General features: G+C 72.4%; 14 protein-coding genes. 10 read left to right on the plus strand and 4 right to left on the minus strand.

Annotated elements, in window-relative coordinates:
• Positions 1 to 50: 50 nt before the first annotated feature.
• Positions 51 to 1,178 carry an ROK family protein gene (locus tag BJY16_RS13765; protein ID WP_185039841.1) on the minus strand — a complete coding sequence of 376 codons (1,128 nt, stop codon included), beginning with the start codon at positions 1,176 to 1,178 and terminating at the stop codon, positions 51 to 53.
• A gap of 170 nt (positions 1,179 to 1,348) precedes the next feature.
• On the opposite strand from BJY16_RS13765, the gene BJY16_RS13770 reads away from it, so the two are divergent.
• The 3 genes from BJY16_RS13770 to BJY16_RS13780 are packed head-to-tail and all read left to right on the plus strand — an operon-like array spanning position 1,349 to position 4,919.
• Positions 1,349 to 2,992, plus strand: a complete 1,644-nt coding sequence (locus BJY16_RS13770; protein WP_185039842.1) for an extracellular solute-binding protein — start codon at positions 1,349 to 1,351, stop codon at positions 2,990 to 2,992.
• A complete protein-coding gene (locus tag BJY16_RS13775; protein WP_185039843.1) occupies positions 2,989 to 3,984 on the plus strand; it encodes an ABC transporter permease in 996 nt (331 codons plus the stop codon). The genes BJY16_RS13770 and BJY16_RS13775 overlap by 4 nt, the downstream gene beginning before the upstream one ends.
• On the plus strand, positions 3,981 to 4,919 hold the full coding sequence (locus BJY16_RS13780; RefSeq protein WP_185039844.1) for a carbohydrate ABC transporter permease: 939 nt from the start codon (positions 3,981 to 3,983) through the stop codon (positions 4,917 to 4,919). Before BJY16_RS13775 ends, BJY16_RS13780 begins: the two co-directional genes overlap by 4 nt.
• Positions 4,920 to 5,048: 129 nt before the next feature.
• Here BJY16_RS13780 and BJY16_RS13785 read toward each other — a convergent pair whose 3' ends face one another.
• Positions 5,049 to 7,136: a glycosyl hydrolase family 95 catalytic domain-containing protein gene (locus tag BJY16_RS13785; protein WP_185039845.1), complete on the minus strand. Its 2,088-nt coding sequence runs from the start codon at positions 7,134 to 7,136 to the stop codon at positions 5,049 to 5,051.
• A 44-nt stretch (positions 7,137 to 7,180) separates the two neighbouring features.
• Between BJY16_RS13785 and BJY16_RS13790 the strand changes: the two genes are divergently transcribed.
• Both BJY16_RS13790 and BJY16_RS13795 read left to right on the plus strand, forming a co-directional pair.
• Positions 7,181 to 9,139, plus strand: coding sequence for a beta-galactosidase (locus BJY16_RS13790; RefSeq protein ID WP_185039846.1), 1,959 nt, complete (start codon positions 7,181 to 7,183; stop codon positions 9,137 to 9,139).
• The gene (locus tag BJY16_RS13795) at positions 9,132 to 9,728 is read left to right on the plus strand and encodes a hypothetical protein (RefSeq protein WP_185039847.1); all 597 of its coding nucleotides are present in this window, start codon (positions 9,132 to 9,134) and stop codon (positions 9,726 to 9,728) included. Before BJY16_RS13790 ends, BJY16_RS13795 begins: the two co-directional genes overlap by 8 nt.
• Here BJY16_RS13795 and ftrA read toward each other — a convergent pair.
• On the minus strand, positions 9,689 to 10,672 hold the full coding sequence (ftrA, locus tag BJY16_RS13800) for a transcriptional regulator FtrA (protein WP_185039848.1): 984 nt from the start codon (positions 10,670 to 10,672) through the stop codon (positions 9,689 to 9,691). The two genes, BJY16_RS13795 and ftrA, sit on opposite strands and share 40 nt — an antisense overlap.
• A gap of 71 nt (positions 10,673 to 10,743) precedes the next feature.
• Here ftrA and BJY16_RS13805 point away from each other — a divergent pair, with 71 nt between their 5' ends.
• Positions 10,744 to 11,166 carry a rhodanese-like domain-containing protein gene (locus tag BJY16_RS13805; protein ID WP_185039849.1) on the plus strand — a complete coding sequence of 141 codons (423 nt, stop codon included), beginning with the start codon at positions 10,744 to 10,746 and terminating at the stop codon, positions 11,164 to 11,166.
• 19 nt (positions 11,167 to 11,185) lie between these two features.
• On the opposite strand, the gene BJY16_RS13810 is transcribed toward BJY16_RS13805, so the two are convergent.
• Entirely contained in the window at positions 11,186 to 12,409 is a 1,224-nt protein-coding gene (locus BJY16_RS13810; RefSeq protein WP_239177351.1) for an FAD-binding protein, read from the minus strand.
• Between the two features lie 116 nt (positions 12,410 to 12,525).
• Here BJY16_RS13810 and BJY16_RS13815 point away from each other — a divergent pair, with 116 nt between their 5' ends.
• The 4 genes from BJY16_RS13815 to BJY16_RS13830 all read left to right on the plus strand — a co-directional run bounded on the left by BJY16_RS13815 (position 12,526) and on the right by BJY16_RS13830 (position 16,297).
• Positions 12,526 to 13,110: a PadR family transcriptional regulator gene (locus tag BJY16_RS13815; RefSeq protein WP_185039851.1), complete on the plus strand. Its 585-nt coding sequence runs from the start codon at positions 12,526 to 12,528 to the stop codon at positions 13,108 to 13,110.
• A 78-nt stretch (positions 13,111 to 13,188) separates the two neighbouring features.
• The gene (locus tag BJY16_RS13820) at positions 13,189 to 14,055 is read left to right on the plus strand and encodes a response regulator (RefSeq protein WP_185039852.1); all 867 of its coding nucleotides are present in this window, start codon (positions 13,189 to 13,191) and stop codon (positions 14,053 to 14,055) included.
• Positions 14,056 to 14,320: 265 nt separating this feature from the next.
• Complete coding sequence (locus BJY16_RS13825) at positions 14,321 to 15,190, plus strand: MHYT domain-containing protein (RefSeq protein ID WP_185039853.1); 870 nt, start codon at positions 14,321 to 14,323, stop codon at positions 15,188 to 15,190.
• 120 nt (positions 15,191 to 15,310) lie between these two features.
• Positions 15,311 to 16,297 (plus strand): 3-oxoacyl-ACP synthase III family protein, encoded by a 987-nt coding sequence (locus BJY16_RS13830; protein WP_185039854.1) that lies wholly within the window; start codon positions 15,311 to 15,313, stop codon positions 16,295 to 16,297.
• The last annotated feature ends 175 nt before the right edge of the window (positions 16,298 to 16,472 follow it).

Here is a 16,472-nt window from a genome sequence, read left to right on the forward strand (position 1 = left end):
AGGCTCGCACCCCTGTCCTGACTAGGTCAAGGTGCGAGCGGCATCTTCGGTCATCGATCGTTATCGGGAAGGCGCCCGGTGTCGACCTGATCAAGATGGGACACCGCGCCGCCGAGTGCGGCCGCGTACAGGCCCAGCGCGGACGCCACGACGGGGGTGTCGCCGGCCGGGGTGAGCCGGGCCAGCTCGTCGGCCGCGACCGGGATCAGCCACTCGGCGAGCGTCGCGTAGTGGTCGCCGAGCACGATCACTTCCGGCTCGACCAGGTTCACCAGCGCCGCCAGGCCCTGGCCCAGGTAACCGCCGGTGTGCCGCAGCGCGGCGAGGGTGGTGCGGTCGCCGGTCCGGGCGCGGATCGCCACCTGCTCGACGGCGGGCGCCAGATCCGCCTGCGCCGCGGGGTCGACATCGGACAGTGCGCGGCGGATCAGCGGCGTGATCCCGGCCTGCTCCCCCAGCGCCGGGGTGCCCGCCGGGCCGAGCGCCAGGTGCCCGAGCCGGCCGCCGCGCACCGGGTGCCCGTCGATGATCAGCCCGGCCGACAGGCCGGCCGTGCCGGAGACCAGGGCCAGGCTGGACCGGCCGGCCCGGCGCTGCTCGGCGACCGCGGCCAGCGTGGCGTGCCCGGCGACCGTGACGACCAGATCCTTCTGCCGCAGCGAGCCGGCCACCCGGTCGCGCAGCTCGTCGCCGGACGGGCCGCCGGGAAGGTCGCCGGGCACCGCCAGGGTCAGCCCGAGGACGTGCCGGCCCTGCTGGCGGACCCGGGAGGCGGCGCGCTGGGCAAGGGCGACGATCTCGGCCGGGGCCGGGCCGGCCGGAACCGTCGCCCGGTGCCAGAGCAGCAGCTGCTCGCCGGAGTAGTCGACGGCGAGCGCGGTGAGCCGGTCCGGGGCGACCTGCAGGCCGATCGACGCGTACGCCGAGCCGTCCAGGGCCAGCACGGTGGCCGGCCGCCCGATCCGGTTGCCGCTCAGCCCGGTCTCGCGCAGCAGCCGGTGCCCGATCAGGTCGCCGGTCAGGCTGGAGACGGTGGCCTTGGTCAGCCCGGTGGAGGCCGCGATGGCGGCCCGCGAGCTCGGGCCGTTGGCCCGCAGATGACGCAGCACCACCGCGAGGTTGGTGGTGCGCACGTCGGCGAAGTCGGCCGGTTGAGGTTCCGCCCGTGTGGTGGTCACGTCAAGCTCCCGATCTCGGCCGGCCGTCTCTGTGCACAATCTTGCCGCATCCCGCCGTGGGTGCGCTCCCACCGTGTCTTGTCGGGTTTCGCGACGTCAGTTAGCTTGTCTTCGATGCACTTAGTTTAGAGCCTAGACAAACTAAAGTCACATAGGAAGGCAGGTGCGCGGTGAGCGCGTCTACGAGCAGGCGGACATTCCTCGGCCTGGCCGGCCTCGGCGCGGCCTCTCTGGCGATCGGGTGCAGCAAGAAGCCGAGCGCCGCCGGCGGGGCCACCAACGCCGAGGAGGCGGCCGGCGTGGTGCCGACGTTCAAGGACTCCGGCCTGATCAAGCCGGACGTGGCGGGCATCCGGCCGATGGCCGACGGCTACACGAAGTACCCGACCGGCCTGGTCGACGCGATCACCGACAAGGCGATCACCTCCGGCAAGCCGGTCACCGCGGTCACCCCCTGGTGGGGCCCCGCGCCGCCGTCGTCGAACAAGTACGTCGAGGCGGTCGGCGCCGACCTGGGCGGCACGATCACCTTCAGCGTGCAGGACGGCAACACCTACGGCGACAAGCTGAACACCATGCTCGGCGCCCGGGACGTGCCCGAGCTGACCTGCATCCCGGGCTGGGAGATCAACAAGCTGGCCCGGTTCTCGGACGGCGTGCACGTGCTCTTCGAGGACCTGACGCCGTACCTGGCCGGGGACAAGGTGAGCGGCTACCCGCTGCTGGCCGGTCTGGACACCGCGGCCTGGAAGGACTCGGTGTGGGGCGGCAAGCTGATGGGCGTCCCGTTCCCGACCGACTCGCCGTACCCGACCGCGCTCTTCATCCGCAAGGACGTCGCGGACCAGCGGGGCATCGCCGCCCCGACCGACCTGGACTCGCTCCATGAGTTCGGCAAGAAGTTCACCGACCCGGACAAGGGGGAGTGGGCGTTCGGCGACATCTTCCAGGAGGTGCTGCAGATCTGCGGCAATCCGGGCTCGCAGAACGGCTGGTTCAAGACCGCCGACGGCAAGGTGATGCACCGCTACGAGACGCCGGAGTACCAGCGCGCGGTCGAGTGGATGGCCCGGATCTACTCCGAGAAGCTGATCCACCCCGACCTGGCCAGCAGCAAGGGCGGCGACGTGACCACGCTCTTCAAGGCCGGGAAGATCTTCTCGTACGCCACCGGCCTGGGCTCCTGGAAGGAGACCCAGCGGGAGAAGACCCGGGAGGGCAAGGGCTTCACCATGCAGGCCGTGAAGGTCTTCGGCGCGGACGCCGGCACGCCGCCGGTGCGCTGGCAGGGCACCCCGTCGATCATGTGGACCTTCGTGCGGAAGGGGCTCGGCCAGGACCGGACACGGGAGCTGCTGCGGGTCCTCAACTACACCGCGGCGCCGTTCGGCACCAAGGAGTGGGAGCTGCAGAACTACGGCGTCGAGGGCACCCACTTCACCCGGCAGCCGGACGGCGCCCCGAAGACCAACGAGACCTTCACCAAGGAGTTCGCCAACCAGTTCATCTTCCTCGGCGGCCGTCCCGCCGTGGTGGTCAGCGACCCGGACCTGCCGACCTACGCGCAGGACCTGGTCGGCTGGGGCAACGACGCCACCAAGTACCTGGAGAAGAACCCGTGGGAGGGGATCAAGGTCGAGGTGCCCAGCGCGCAGGCGGCGATCCAGCAACCCACCGACGACAAGATCACCGACATCCTGCGCGGCCGGCGCCCGCTCGCCGACTTCGACAAGGTGGTCCAGGAGTGGAAGGCCGGCGGCGGCGACCAGGCGCGTGACTTCTACGCCAAGGTCCTGGCAGACAACGGGCGATGAGCAGCTCACCGATCGTCGAAGGGGCCGTCAAGCCGGCGGCCCCGGCCACGAGTGCCACCACGACCCTGACGTTCGGCGCGCGGCTGCGGCGGGACTGGCCGCTGATCCTGATGTGCGTGCCGGCCATGCTGCTGCTGGCGGTCTTCCACTACCTGCCGGCGCTCGGCACCATCATCGCGTTCCAGGACTACAACCCGTTCGCCGGCGACACCCCGCTGGACGCGTTCCTGTCCAGCGAGTGGATCGGGTTCGGCAACTTCCAGTACCTTTTCGAGACCCCGGCGTTCTGGGAGTCGGTCCGCAACACCCTGGCCATCACGGCCTTCCAGCTGGTGTTCTACTTCCCGATCCCGATCCTGCTGGCGATCCTGCTGAACAGCATCATGTCGCCGCGGCTGCGGTCGTTCGTGCAGAGCGTGGTCTACCTGCCGCACTTCTTCAGCTGGGTGCTGGTCATCTCGCTGTTCCAGATGATGCTCGGCGGGGCCGGCCTGATCGCGCAGACCGCGCGCGACCACGGGATGACCGCCCCCGACTTCATGACCAACCCGGACACCTTCTACTTCCTGATCACCTCGCAGGCGATCTGGAAGGACGCCGGCTGGGGCATGATCGTCTTCCTGGCCGCGCTGGCCGCCATCGACCCCTCGCTCTACGAGGCGTCCGCGGCCGACGGCGCCGGACGGATGCGCCGGTTCTGGCACATCACGCTGCCCGGCCTGCGCCCGGTCATCGTGTTGCTGCTGATCCTGCGCCTGGGCGACGCGCTCAACGTCGGTTTCGAGCAGTTCTTCCTGCAGCGGGAGGCGGTCGGCCGGGACGCCGCCGAGGTGCTCGACACCTACGTCTACTTCCAGGGCATCGGCGTCCAGCAGTGGGGCGTCGGGGCCGCGGCCGGCCTGGTCAAGGCGCTGGTCGGACTGCTGCTCATCCTGGGCGCCAACAAGGTCGCCCACAAGCTCGGCGAGCAAGGGATCTACGCCAAGTCATGACCACCGCCGCTGAATTCCGGAAGCCCCGCACACCGAGCGGCCGCCCGGTGTGGGAGGAGAAGCCCACCCTGGTCGGTCAGTTCGGCAAGGGGGTGGTGATCACCGCGGTGGTGCTGTCCGTCCTCGTGCCGCTCTGGGTCGTGGTGGTCACCAGCCTCTCCTCGACCGACACGATCAACGCGGCCGGCGGCTACGTCTTCCTCCCGCGCGAGTTCAACCCGTCCGCCTACGTGGTGATCTTCTCCGGCGGCCAGGTCACCGACGCGGTGCTGGTCAGCACGATCGTCACGGTGATCGGCACCGCGATCAGCCTGACCGTCACGGTGCTCGCCGCCTACGGCCTGTCCCGGGCCGGCACGCTCCTCCACCGGCCGATCCTGTTCTACTTCCTGCTCACCTTCCTGATCTACCCGGGCATGATCCCGAGCTACCTGGTGGTCACCGGGCTGGGCCTCAAGGACAACCTGCTGGCCCTGGTGGTGCCGGCCGCGGTGAGCGCGTTCAACCTGGTGGTGCTCCGGGCGTTCTTCATGGGCATCCCACAGGAGCTGTTCGACAGCGCGCGGATCGACGGCGCCGGCGAGGTCCGGATCCTGCTGCGGATCGTGCTGCCGCTGTCCAAGGCGGTCACCGCGGTGGTCGGCCTCTTCTACGCGGTCGGTTACTGGAACACCTTCTTCAACGCCGTCCTCTACCTCGACCGCAACGACCTGCAGCCGGTCCAGCGCGTCCTGCAGCAGTTCATCCTGGCCGGCCAGTCGCCGAGCAACGCCGGCACCGGCGTGGTGCTGCCCGGCATCGGTTACTCCGCCCCGCCGAACCTGGCGATCAAGATGGCCGTCGTGGTGGTCACCCTGGTCCCGGCCCTGATCGTCTACCCCTTCGTGCAGCGCCACTTCACCAAGGGCGTGATCGTCGGCGCGGTCAAGGGCTGACCCGGGCTCGGCCTGCGGCCATCGCCCGAATCGCCGCCGGGTGGGTCCGGATCCCAGCTCCGGTCCCGCCCGGCGGTTCGCACTGTCTTCTTCCGGTACGCCGTCAGCCCGGCCTTTTCCGGTACGCCGTCAGCCCCGCCGCCGTGGCAGCCGCAGCTCGTGCGGCACCCCGGCGGCCAGCGAGACCTCGACCGTGCCGCCCGGCCAGGTGACCACGGCGTCGCGGGCGACCGGCGAGGTCAGCGTCGCGTCCAGCACCCCCGGCTGCCAGCTCAGCTCGACCCTCACCGGGCCGCGCGCGACCAGCCCCCGGACGCTGCCGGTCGGCCACTGCCCGGGCAGCGCCGGGAGCAGACTCAGCCGGGCCGGCCCGCCCGGGGTCACGTCCCGGCTGGCCAGCAGCATCGCGGCGACCAGCGCCGGGAAGCCGCCGGCCAGGTCCACGTTGAACATGTGGTCGCGGTTGTGAGTCGGCACCAGGGTCGGCCGCCAGTAGGCCTCGGCGAGCCGGGTCAGCGCGGCATACGCCTCGGCGGCCAGCCCGAGCCGGGCCGCGGCCACGCCGAGCAGCGCCAGCCCGTACCCCATCTCGTCGGACGCCTCGCTCAACCACCACCGCAACCGTCGCCGGACCGTCGCGACCACCGCGGCGCGCAGCGCCGGATCCGCCTCGATCACCGGGTCCCCGGCGTAGAAGAACGGATAGAGGTGGCTGCAGTGCCGGTGCTCGTGGTTGTCGTCGAAGCGCGGATCCAGCCACTCGGCCAGCTCGCCGTCCCGGGTGACCCGGTGCGGCGGCAGCGCGTCGAGCAGCTCGCGCCAGCGCGGCGCCCGCGGATCCCCGGCGTCGTGCGTCAGCAGCGCCCGCAGCACGTCGCCGACCGCCTGCACGTCCAGCGCGGCGTCCACAGTGGCCTGCGAGCCGGTGTTCGCCGGATGGTTCTCCGGCGAGTAGGACGGGCTGAACCGCGCCCGCCCCGCGTCGATCTCGGCGAACGCCAGGTGGAAGTCGGCCACCTCGCGCAGGTAGGGCAGGGCCCGCCCGGCCAGGAACGACGCGTCGCCGGTGTGCTGCCAGTGCTCCAGGTAGAGCCGGCCCAGCCAGGCCGCGCCGGCGGTCCAGAAGGTCAGGCACCAGACCGGCCCGAAGTGGTTCTGCTTGCCGTGCGTGCCCAGGTGGGCGGGCGCGTAGAGGCCGGGCACGCCGTACAGCCGCCGGGCGTTCTCCCGCAGGTCGTCGCGCAGCTCGTCGAGCAGGTCGAAGAGCGGCGGCATCAGCTCCGGCGTGCCGGTGGTGTGCACCGCCAGCAGAGCCGCCTGCAGGTTGCCGTCGATGGTCCAGCCGCTGCGCCACGGCGGCGACCAGGTGCCGCTCCAGACGCCCTGCAGGGTGGGCGGCCGGGTGCCGGTGCTGCTGACGATCGCGTACCGCCCGGCGTCGAAGAGCAGCTGCGCGCGCCGGTCGCCGGGCAGGTCCAGCCGGGTGCGGCCGACCAGCTCGCCGTGCTCCGCGACATGCGCCGCGAGCAGCGCGTCGAAGTCCGGCAGCGCGGCGAAGCCGGCCGGTTCCAGGCCCGGCGTGGTGCGGGCCGCGATGACAAGCCCGTCCGGGGTACGCCAGGAGCGCGCCGTGACGGTGTATCCGTCGAGCGCCCCCGGCCAGTCCGCGCCGGGGAACCGTGCGGTGAGCGTCGAGTCGCCGGCCGTGACGTCGACCGGGCGCTCCGGGGTCCCGTCGACCGGGGCCAGCGACAGCGTCCCGGCGCAGCCGGTGAGCCGGACCAGCAGGGCGTCGGCCGGGCGGGAGAGGAACGCCTCGCAGGTGACGCCGTCCCACTGGTGGCGCACGACGCCCGTACCGAAATCGGTCTGTCGTGACCACCCGCGGCCCGGACGGTCCGGGATCACCGTGAGGGTCGCCGTGCCGATCAGCGGATCGATCCAGCGGGTCTCGGCGAAGCCGGGATGCTCCGCGCTCGCCAGCTCGACAACTTCGGTGGCGGCCTCGGCGAACCGCCCGTCCCGCAGCATCTCCCGCAGGCGGGGCAGCACCGGAGCGGTCAGCGGGGCCGGCAGCGGCTCGGTGACCGGCTGGAAGACCCGCTCGTGGGCCAGCGTGAACCGCAGCGCGGCGGGGGAGCCGTGGCACAGCGCCCCCTGCCGCCCGTTGCCGGTGATCAGCGCGTGCTCCCAGTCCTCGGTCCACTCGGTGTTCACGGTGTTACTTTGTTCAGAGTCAAAACTAAAGTCAAGGTGGTGCGATGCTGTTCTTCGGCGGCGACTACAACCCCGAGCAGTGGCCCGAGGAGGTCTGGGCGCAGGACGTCGCGCTGATGCGGCAGGCCGGCGTCACGATGGTCTCGCTCGGGGTCTTCGCGTGGTCGCATGTGGAGCCGGAGGAGGGCCGCTTCACGTTCGGCTGGCTGGACCGGATCATGGACCGGCTGCACGACGGCGGGATCAAGGTCGCGCTGGCCACCCCGACCGCGTCGCCGCCGCCGTGGTTCACCAGCGCGCATCCGGAGGGCCTGCCGGTCACCGCCGACGGGGTGCGGCTCAGCCACGGCAGCCGGGACACCTACTGCGTCTCCGCCCCGGCCTACCGCGCCGCCGCCCGCACCGTTGCCGGCAAGCTGGCCGAGCGCTACGCCCGGCACCCGGCGCTGGCGCTGTGGCACGTCCACAACGAGTACGGCACCGACTGCCGCTGCGACCTCACCGCGGCCGCCTTCCGCGGCTGGCTGCGGACGAAGCACGGTGACCTGGACGCGCTCAACGAGGCGTGGACCACCGCGTTCTGGAGCCAGCGGTATTCCGACTGGGCGCAGATCCTGCCGCCGCGCGCCACCCAGTACCTGCCGAACCCGGCGCAGGTGCTGGACTTCCGCCGGTTCCTCTCCGACGAGTTGCTCGGCGCCTTCGTCGAGCAGCGCGACCTGCTCCGGGCGGCCAACCCGGACATCCCGATCACCACGAACTTCGTCCAGGGCGGCTGGGTCAGCGTCGACCACGCGCGCTGGGCGGCCGAGCTGGACCTGGTCGCGGTCGACCACTACCCGGCCGACGCCGGCGACGGCGCCGAGGCGGAGACCGCGTTCGGCGGCGACCTGGCCCGCGGCTGGGCCGCCGGGCAGGGCGGCGCGTGGCTGCTCATGGAGACCGCGCCGAATCTGATCTACACGCCCGGCCGGATGCACGCCAAGGAGCCCGGCCGGCTCACCCGGCACAGCCTGGGCTACCTGGCCCGGGGCTCGCGCGGGGCGATGTACTTCCAGTGGCGGCAGCCGCGCGGCGGCGCCGAGCTGTTCCACTCGGCGCTGGTGCCGCACGCCGGGCCGGACAGCCCGGTGTTCCGCGAGGCGGTCGGGCTGGGGCGGCGGCTGGCCGCGCTGCGCGACCGGGTCGGCGGGACGGTCGAGGCGCGGGTCGCGATCGGCTGGGACGCGCCGTCCTGGTGGGCGTTGCAGGGCGCCGGGCTGCCGGCCGCCGACCTCGACTACCTGGCCGCGGTGCAGCAGGCGCACCGGGCGTTCTACCGATCCGGGATCGCCACCGACTTCGTCTTCCCGGGGCTGGACGACCTGGCGGCGCGGCTCCCGGCGTACCGGGTGGTGGTCCTGCCGCACCTCTATCTGGTGTCCGACGAGGCGGCGGACGTGCTGCGCGAGTTCGTCGCGGGCGGTGGCCACCTGGTGGTCGGGCCGCTCAGCGGGATCGCCGACCCGGCCGGCCGGATCCGGCTCGGCGGCTATCCCGGCGCCTTCCGGGACGTGCTCGGGGTCCGGGTGGTCGAGTGGCGGCCGCTGGCGCTCGGCACGGAGATCCCGCTGGACAGCGGTGACCGGGCGATCCGCTGGAGCGAGCGGGTCGAGACGGCCGGCGCGCAGACCCTGGTCCGCTATGCCGGGGACGTGCTGGCCGGCGCCCCGGCGATCACCCGGAACCGGTTCGGGGCGGGCTCCGCCTGGTATCTCTCGCCCGGGCTGGGCGACGACGCGCTGCGCCGGGTGCTGGACCAGGTGGCCGCCGAGGCCGGCGTGCGGCCGGTGCTGGCCGGGCTGCCGCCGCGGGTCGAGGCGGTCCGGCGGGGCGAGCTGCTCTTCCTGTTCAACCACGGCGCCGAGGCGGTGACGATCCCGCTGCCCGGGGCGGATCCGGTGACCGTGCCACCCGGCGGCGTCAGGACGAGCGGGCTTGCCCGACACTGGGCTGGTGACTGACACCAGCCCGGAAGCCACCACCCCCGCCCCGGCCCCGCGCCGGCGCCGCCCGATCGTCATCGCGCTCGGCGTGCTGGTGCTCGTCCTGCTGGCCCTGGCCGCCTGGGTCGCGACCCGGCCGCCGTCGCCGACCGGGGACCGGGATCTGGCGCTGAGCGGCGTGCTCTCCTACGGCGGGCCGGAAGGCTGGCCGGTGGCCAAGGAGCCGGCCGCGCAGCCCAGCATCGAGGGGACCGAGCCGGGCGCGCAGTGGACCGAGCGGGACGGCAAGCCGGTGCTGCTCGGCGACAACGGATTCACCGTGCTCTGGGCCACCACGCCGGCCACCGCGCAGGCCTGCGCGGACCTGGCCGAGTGGGCCGGCAAGCGGATGGATCCGGCGGCCGCGCCGGACGTGACCGCGTCCTGCCCGTCGGCGATCGCCAGCCCGCCCGGCGACGCGCGGATCATCAGCAGTTACGGCACCCCGCCGGGGGAGCACGGGCGCTATCTGTTCTCCGCGTGGGTCGGGCCGCTGGACGGGCAGACCGCGCTGTGGGCCGGCCTGACCTACGAGGGCCCCTCGGACACGGCGAACGCCCTGCGATAGGCGGACGGGGAGGTCCGCATCGCGCGGGTGAAGTGATGGCGGAAGGTGACCGGCGAGTCGAAGCCGACCGTCGCGGCCACCTCCTCGACCGACGAGCCGGTCGTCTCCAGCAGCGCCAGGCTGGCGTGCACCCGCTGGCCGATCAGCCAGCGGATCGGCGTGGTCCCGGTGGCCCGGGCGAAATGCCGCAGGTAGGTCCGGGCCGACATGTGCGCCCGCCGGGCCAGCACCTCGACCGTGATCGGCTCGGCCAGGTTCCCGAGCGCCCACTCCATGCTCCGGGCCAGCCGGTCGTCGGCCGGGTCGTCGGCCACCGGCGCCTCGATGAACTGGGCCTGCCCGCCGTCCCGGTGCGGTTGCACGACCAGGCGGCGGGCCACCGCGTTGGCGATCGCCGGGCCGTGGTCACGGCGGATCACGTGCAGGCACAGGTCCAGGCCGGCCGCGCTGCCCGCGCTGGTCAGCACGTCGCCGTCGTCCAGGTAGAGGACGTCCGCGTCGACCCGGACCCGGGGATGGCGGGTCCGCAGCAGCTCCGCGTAGCGCCAGTGGGTGGTGGCCCGGCGCCCGTCCAGCAGCCCGGCGCCGGCCAGCGCGAACGCGCCCGAGCAGATCGACATGATCCGGGCGCCCCGGGCGTGCGCCGACCGCAGCGTGGCGACCAGGGCGGGTGACGGGTCGGCGCGGACGTCCGGCACGCCGGGGACGATCAGCGTCCCGGCGTCCGCGAAGACGTCCAGGCCGTGCTCGGTGTGCAGGGTGGCGCCGCCGACCACCCGGACCGGGCCGGGCGTCTCGGCGCAGATGGTCAGGTCGTACCAGGGGCGGTCGAACTCCGGGCGGGGCAGGCCGAACACCTCGGAGACGATGCCCAGCTCGAACACCGACATCCCGTCGAAGGCCAGCACGGTGACCCGTGGGCCTCTGCCGCGTATCGGATGCATGGCGGGATCTTAGCGGTGGATGACATCCGCGCCACTGGGCCGGACCTCGCGGGAACGGCACGATCGGTGCCATGACCAGCGCGATCGAATACTTCAGCAACCGGCTCCGCTTCGAGACCGACGTCAGCGACGTGCACCACGACATCGAGGCCGGCACGCCCGGCATCGTGGTGATCGACAGCCGCAGCGACGAGGCCTGGCGGCAGGGGCACCTGCCGGCCGCGGTGCATCTGCCGACCGGGCAGATCGCCGCGCGGGCCGCCGAGCTGATCCCGGCGGGCAGCGCCGTCGTCACCTACTGCTGGGGGCCGGGCTGCAACGGCGCCACCCGGGCGGCCCTGGAGTTCGCCAAGCTCGGCTACCCGGTCAAGGAGATGCTGGGTGGTTACGAGTACTGGGTCCGGGAGGGCTTCCCGGTCCGCGACGAGAAAGGCGAGTGGTCCCGCCCGGCGGACGAGCTGACCGCCCCGGCCGGCGCCGCCTGCGGCTGCTGACGCCGGCCCCCGGGGGCGGTCATCCGAGCAGCCGGGCCAGGAACTCGTTGCGGAACTTCCCGGCCGGGTCGAAGCGCCGCACCAGCGCGGCGAAGTCGGCCACCCGGGGCAGCGCCGGCGCGCTGGTGAAGATCTTGCCGAGGTGCGGGCGGGCGCCCAGCGGTGCGAGCACCCGCTCCACGTCGGCGACCACCGGCAGCACCGCCTCGGTGTCGGCGATCCAGGTGAAGTGCAGGGCCAGGCTGTCCCGCTGGTGGTTGGGCGACAGCCACAGGTCGTCGGCGGCGATCGTCCGCAGCTCGGAGACTTGCAGGACGTCCGCGACCCGCTCGCGGATCCCGGCCACCGCGTCGATCGCGTCGTTCGCCCGGTCCAGCGGGACGTGCCACTCGGACTGCAGCTCCTCGCCGCTGCTCGGGGTGAACTCCATCCGGAAGTGCGGCAGCCGCTCGTGCCAGGGACCGGGCACGCCGCCCTGCTCGGTGCAGTTCTCGGCGGGCATGCCGGGCACCGGGTGACGCGGGCCGTCGGCCAGCGTGGCGCCGTGGAACACCGGGGCGGTCAGCGGGTCGCGCCGCTTCAGCCAGACCTGGTCGACGTCGGTGCTCGTCCAGCGGGTGAACAGGCTGACGCTGTACCCGTCGGCGAGGATCTCGGGCAGCTCCGACCGGACCGCGGCGGCCGGCAGGTTGTCGTAGACGTACTGCCGCAGCTCGAAGGCCGGCTGCACGTCCAGGGTCAGCGCGACGACCGCGCCGAGGGCGCCGAGCGCGGCCACCGAGCCGGGGAAGTCGTCGTCGCCCCGGAACAGGGTGACCAGCTCGCCGTCGGCGCGGACGATCTCCACGCCGGCGACCGCGGTGGCCAGGTTGCCGTTGCCGACACCGGAGCCGTGCGTGGCGGTGGCGACCGCGCCGGCCACCGAGATGTGCGGCAGCGAGGCCATGTTGTGCAGGGCGAGGCCCTCGGCGTGCAGGCGGGCGGCGAGCTCGCCGTAGCGGATGCCGCCGTCGACCCGGACGACCCGCCGGTCCGGGGCGATCTCGACGGTGCGCGGCAGGCCGGCCAGCGACACCAGGTCGCCGCCGGTGTCGGCGAGCCGGTTGAACGAGTGCCCGCTGCCCAGCACGCGCAGCTCGGTGGCGGCCGCGACCAGATCGCGGACCTCGTCGACGGAGCGCGGGCGGTGCACCTGCCGCGCGCCGAAGGTGATGTTGCCGGCCCAGTTCGTCAGTGGTTCCACCCTCGCCACCCTACGACGTGCCACATGATGGGACATCGGGGTGCGATCGGGCGTTACCCGGAGATCAAGGTCAATATTGGGTTGTCTCTAGGTGTATACGCCCATAACGTTGGTCCATGCCGTTGGATGCCTCACGGAACAGTCTGGTGCTGCCGATCCTCGGACTCCTCGGGGAGCGGCCGGCGCACGCCTACGACCTGGCCACCCGTCTCCAGGAGCGGTACGCGTACCTCACCGCGACCCGCAGCACGGTGACCACGCTGCTCAAGTCCCTGCACCGGGCCGGCCTGGTGGCGGCGCGCGAGCCGGGGCAGGTCGGCAACCGACCACCCCGTATCGAATATGAACTGACCGAGGACGGCGTGGCCGGCTTCCGCGCCAAGGTCGAGTCCGGATTGCGGGACACCCCGGTCGCCTCGGTCGATTTCGCGCTGGCCGTGGCGCACCTCGGTTCGCTGCCGGCGGAGCGGGCCGCCGCGCTGCTCGCCGCGCGGGCCGAGCGGCTGGACGGGGAGCGCGCCGCGCTGCCGGCCGGGGCCGGCGAGATGGCCGAGGTGCACACCCTGGAGCACGGTTACTGGTTCGGGCTGGTCACCGCCGAGCTGGCCTGGATCGCCGCGCTGGTGGAGCGGATCCGGACGGCCGAGCTGGCCTGGGCGGCCGAAGCGCCGCCGGTGGCCGTGGTGGCGGCCGCGGCCTGACTTCGGTTTTCAGGGATATCTCCGTCCTGCCCGGTTTAGAGTCGGTGCGTCTGTGCGGCCGACCGAGGAGGGCAGGTCATGGCTTCCATCGTGATCGCGGAGGACGACCGGGACATCGCCGAGTTGCTCACCACGGTGATGACCAGTGCCGGGCACACTGTGCGGATCGCCGCGGACGGGGCATCGGCGTTGGAGGCGATCGGCAGCACCGCCCCCGACCTGGTCATCCTCGACCATCACATGCCCGGGATGAGCGGTCTCGAGGTGGCCGACCGGCTGCGCGCCGACCAGGCCACCGCGTCCATCCCGATGATCATGATGTCCGCCGCCACCCCGGCCGGGGCCCGGCAGCTGTGCGACGTGACCATCTCCAAGCCGGTCCGCCCGAAACACCTGATCGAGGCGGTGAACGAGCTGCTGGCGGCGTACCCGGCCGGCCAGCACCCGCCGGTCGCGCACCCGGACGCCGCCGCTCACCTGGCCGACGTGCCCCGGCTGCTGGCCGTCTCCGACTTCCTGACCCGCCCGGCGCGAGCCGCCGGGCTGGACGCGTTCGCCGAGCGGCTGGCCCGGCTCACCGGCACGCCGACCGCCGCGGTCACCCTGGTGCTCAACGACACCGTGGTGGTGGCCGGGTCGTACGGGCTGCCGACGTGGGTCCGGGAGGCGGGCGGGGTGCCGGCCGAGTGGTCGCCGGACTCGATCGTGGTGGCCGAGGACGTGCCGGTGCTGATCGGCGACAGCGAGGAGAGCGAGGAGTACGCGAGCAGCCCGCTCTTCGCGGTCAGCGGGATCCGCTCCTACGCCAGCGTCCCGCTGCACTCGCCGGAGGGGCACATCGTCGGCACCCTGTGCGTCATGGACAAGAATCCGGGCACCTGCACCGAGGACACCGTGCAGACCCTGCACTCGCAGCGCGCGCCGGCGTTGGAGCTACTCTCCTGATCTTGCGGAAGTCACTGACCGTCACGGTTTCTCGCTATCGCCGCAGATCGGTCGTTTTGTAGTCGCATCGTGACAGATCTCGCATAGGGCCATCTGATTAGGCAAAACGGCTGCGTTCCCGGGTCTTTTTGAATCATGACCCAAATCGAGATCAACTGCTCGTGCGCTCGTAACGAAACGTGGATCACAATCGGTGACGGCTGCATCTCGGCTGGGGCAGGATGCAGCGCGGCAAAACTCTTCAGTAGCGAGGGAGCGCGCCATCATGGCGGAGATCCACCACTTCAATCACGGATGGGTGACTCCCGCGGTCAGCTATCTGCTGTCCGTCCTCGGGTCCCTGCTCGGGCTGACCAGCGCGGTCCGCCTCCGCTCGGCCCGGTCCAACGGCGAGCGCGGCTGGTGGCTGGTGCTCGCGGCGCTGGCGATCGGCGCCACCGGCATCTGGAGCATGCACTTCGTCGCCATGCTCGGCTTCGACGTGGTCGGCTCGGCGATCCGCTACGACGTCGGCCTCACCAGCGCCAGCGTGGTCATCGCCTTCGTGGCGGTCGGCGTCGGCCTGGCCATCGCGCTGCTCGGCTCCGGCGCCCGGCAGATCCGGATCGTGATCGGCGGCGTCCTGGCCGGTCTCGGCGTGGCCGCGATGCACTACACCGGCATGGCCGCGATGCGCCTGGACGGCGAGATCCACTACTCCGGCTCCCGGGTCGTCCTCTCGATCGCGATCGCCGTGGTCGCCGCCACCGTCGCGCTCTGGCTCACCCTGGTGGTCAGCAAGCCGGTCGTCATCTTCATCTCGGCGCTGGTGATGGGCGTCGCGGTGAACGGCATGCACTTCACCGGCATGTCCGCGATGTCGGTGGTGGAGGAGGACCACTTCGGCACGATCGAGGGCGCCACCGCCGGGTCGCTGCTGGTGCCGATCGGGGTCGCCGTGGTGTTCGGCATCATCGGCATGGCGTACGCGCTGGCCGCCGCCCCCAACGAGGAGGACCGGGCGGCCGCCGAGTACCTCAACGCGCGGATCGACGCCCGGCTCGCCCAGCAGGCGCAGCAGGCGAAGAACGCGACCGGGCGCGGCACTCTCGGTAACGGATCGTGGACCTACCGGGACCGCGGCCGACAGTCCTGACGATCCGTCCGAGGTTTGCCGACCGAACCGCCAGCTGGACGATCCGTACGGCCCCACCCCTGGTAGATAGGGTTTTCCCTGGCTACGGACGGGACGTTTTGCGGGAGTGGGTGGGCGCGCGTGGCGGTCGGGATTCTGGGAACCGGATCATATCTTCCGTCACAGATCGTCACCAATGTGGACCTGGTCCGGCGGGTGCCGGACGCCGACCCGGAGTGGGTGTCCCAGAAGACGCTGATCGAGGCCCGCCGGTTCGCCGCCCCCGCCGAGGCGGCCTCCGACCTGGCCGGGCACGCCGCCCGGGCGGCGCTGGAGGACGCCGGCGTGGCGGCCGCCGAGATCGACTACATCGTGGTCTCCACCTCGACCGGCGACTCGCCGCAGCCGCCCACCTCGAACCTGGTGCAGAACCTGATCGGCGCGGACCGGGCCGCCTGCTTCGACGTGAACGCGGTCTGCGCCGGCTGGGTCTTCGCGCTCGGCGTGGCCAACGGCCTGGTGGCCACCCACCCGGGCGCGCTGGTCCTGGTGATCGCGGCCGACATCTACTCGCGGATCCTGGACTTCGGCGACCGGCGGACCGCGGTGCTCTTCGGCGACGGGGCCGGCGCCGCGGTGGTCGGCGCGGTACCGGACGGGCACGGGATCCTCGACCTGGACCTGGCCTCCCGGGGCGAGGCGAACGGCCTGATCTACGTGCGGGGTGGCGGCAGCCGCCGGCCCGCCTCGCCGGAGACGGTCGCGGCCGGCGACCACTACTTCCGGATGAACGGCCGGGGCGTCCGCGACTTCGTGGCCGACGCGGTGCCGCCGGCCCTGGAACGACTGCTCGCCCGCAACCAGATGAAGGCCGGCGACGTCGACCACTTCGTCCCGCACCAGGCCAATGGCATCATGCTGCGCGAGTTGGTGACCGCGGCCGGCTTCGAGAACGCCCGGACCCACCTGACCCTGGAGCGCTACGGCAACGTCGGCAGCGCGTCGCTGCCGGTCACCCTCGACGACGCGAACCGCGCGGGCGCCCTCCGCCCCGGCGACCTGGTGCTGCTGGCCGGGTTCGGCGGCGGCATGTCGATGGGCGCCTGCCTGCTCCGCTGGGGCCGCTGACCCTCCGGCCCGCCGACCGCTCACGGCCCGCATCCGGGTCGCAATCCGATTTCCGGTACGCCTCCGTCACGCCGCGATCCAGGGTGCGGTTTGCTCTGCCGTCATGCTGCGGTCTGCTCTGCGCTCACGCTGCGGTCCCGGATGCGGTCTGCTCTGCCGTCATGCTGCGGTCTGC

This window comes from Actinoplanes octamycinicus (genome assembly GCF_014205225.1).
Lineage (GTDB): Bacteria > Actinomycetota > Actinomycetes > Mycobacteriales > Micromonosporaceae > Actinoplanes > Actinoplanes octamycinicus.

Bases quoted from the DNA above. Each gene is read 5' to 3' on its own strand.
- BJY16_RS13775 (WP_185039843.1), top strand. From the start codon at position 2,989: ATGAGCAGCTCACCGATCGTCGAAGGGGCCGTCAAGCCGGCGGCCCCG.
- BJY16_RS13780 (WP_185039844.1), top strand. From the start codon at position 3,981: ATGACCACCGCCGCTGAATTCCGGAAGCCCCGCACACCGAGCGGCCGC.
- BJY16_RS13790 (WP_185039846.1), top strand. From the start codon at position 7,181: ATGCTGTTCTTCGGCGGCGACTACAACCCCGAGCAGTGGCCCGAGGAG.
- ftrA (WP_185039848.1), bottom strand. From the start codon at position 10,672: ATGCATCCGATACGCGGCAGAGGCCCACGGGTCACCGTGCTGGCCTTC.
- BJY16_RS13805 (WP_185039849.1), top strand. From the start codon at position 10,744: ATGACCAGCGCGATCGAATACTTCAGCAACCGGCTCCGCTTCGAGACC.
- BJY16_RS13815 (WP_185039851.1), top strand. From the start codon at position 12,526: ATGCCGTTGGATGCCTCACGGAACAGTCTGGTGCTGCCGATCCTCGGA.
- BJY16_RS13820 (WP_185039852.1), top strand. From the start codon at position 13,189: ATGGCTTCCATCGTGATCGCGGAGGACGACCGGGACATCGCCGAGTTG.
- BJY16_RS13825 (WP_185039853.1), top strand. From the start codon at position 14,321: ATGGCGGAGATCCACCACTTCAATCACGGATGGGTGACTCCCGCGGTC.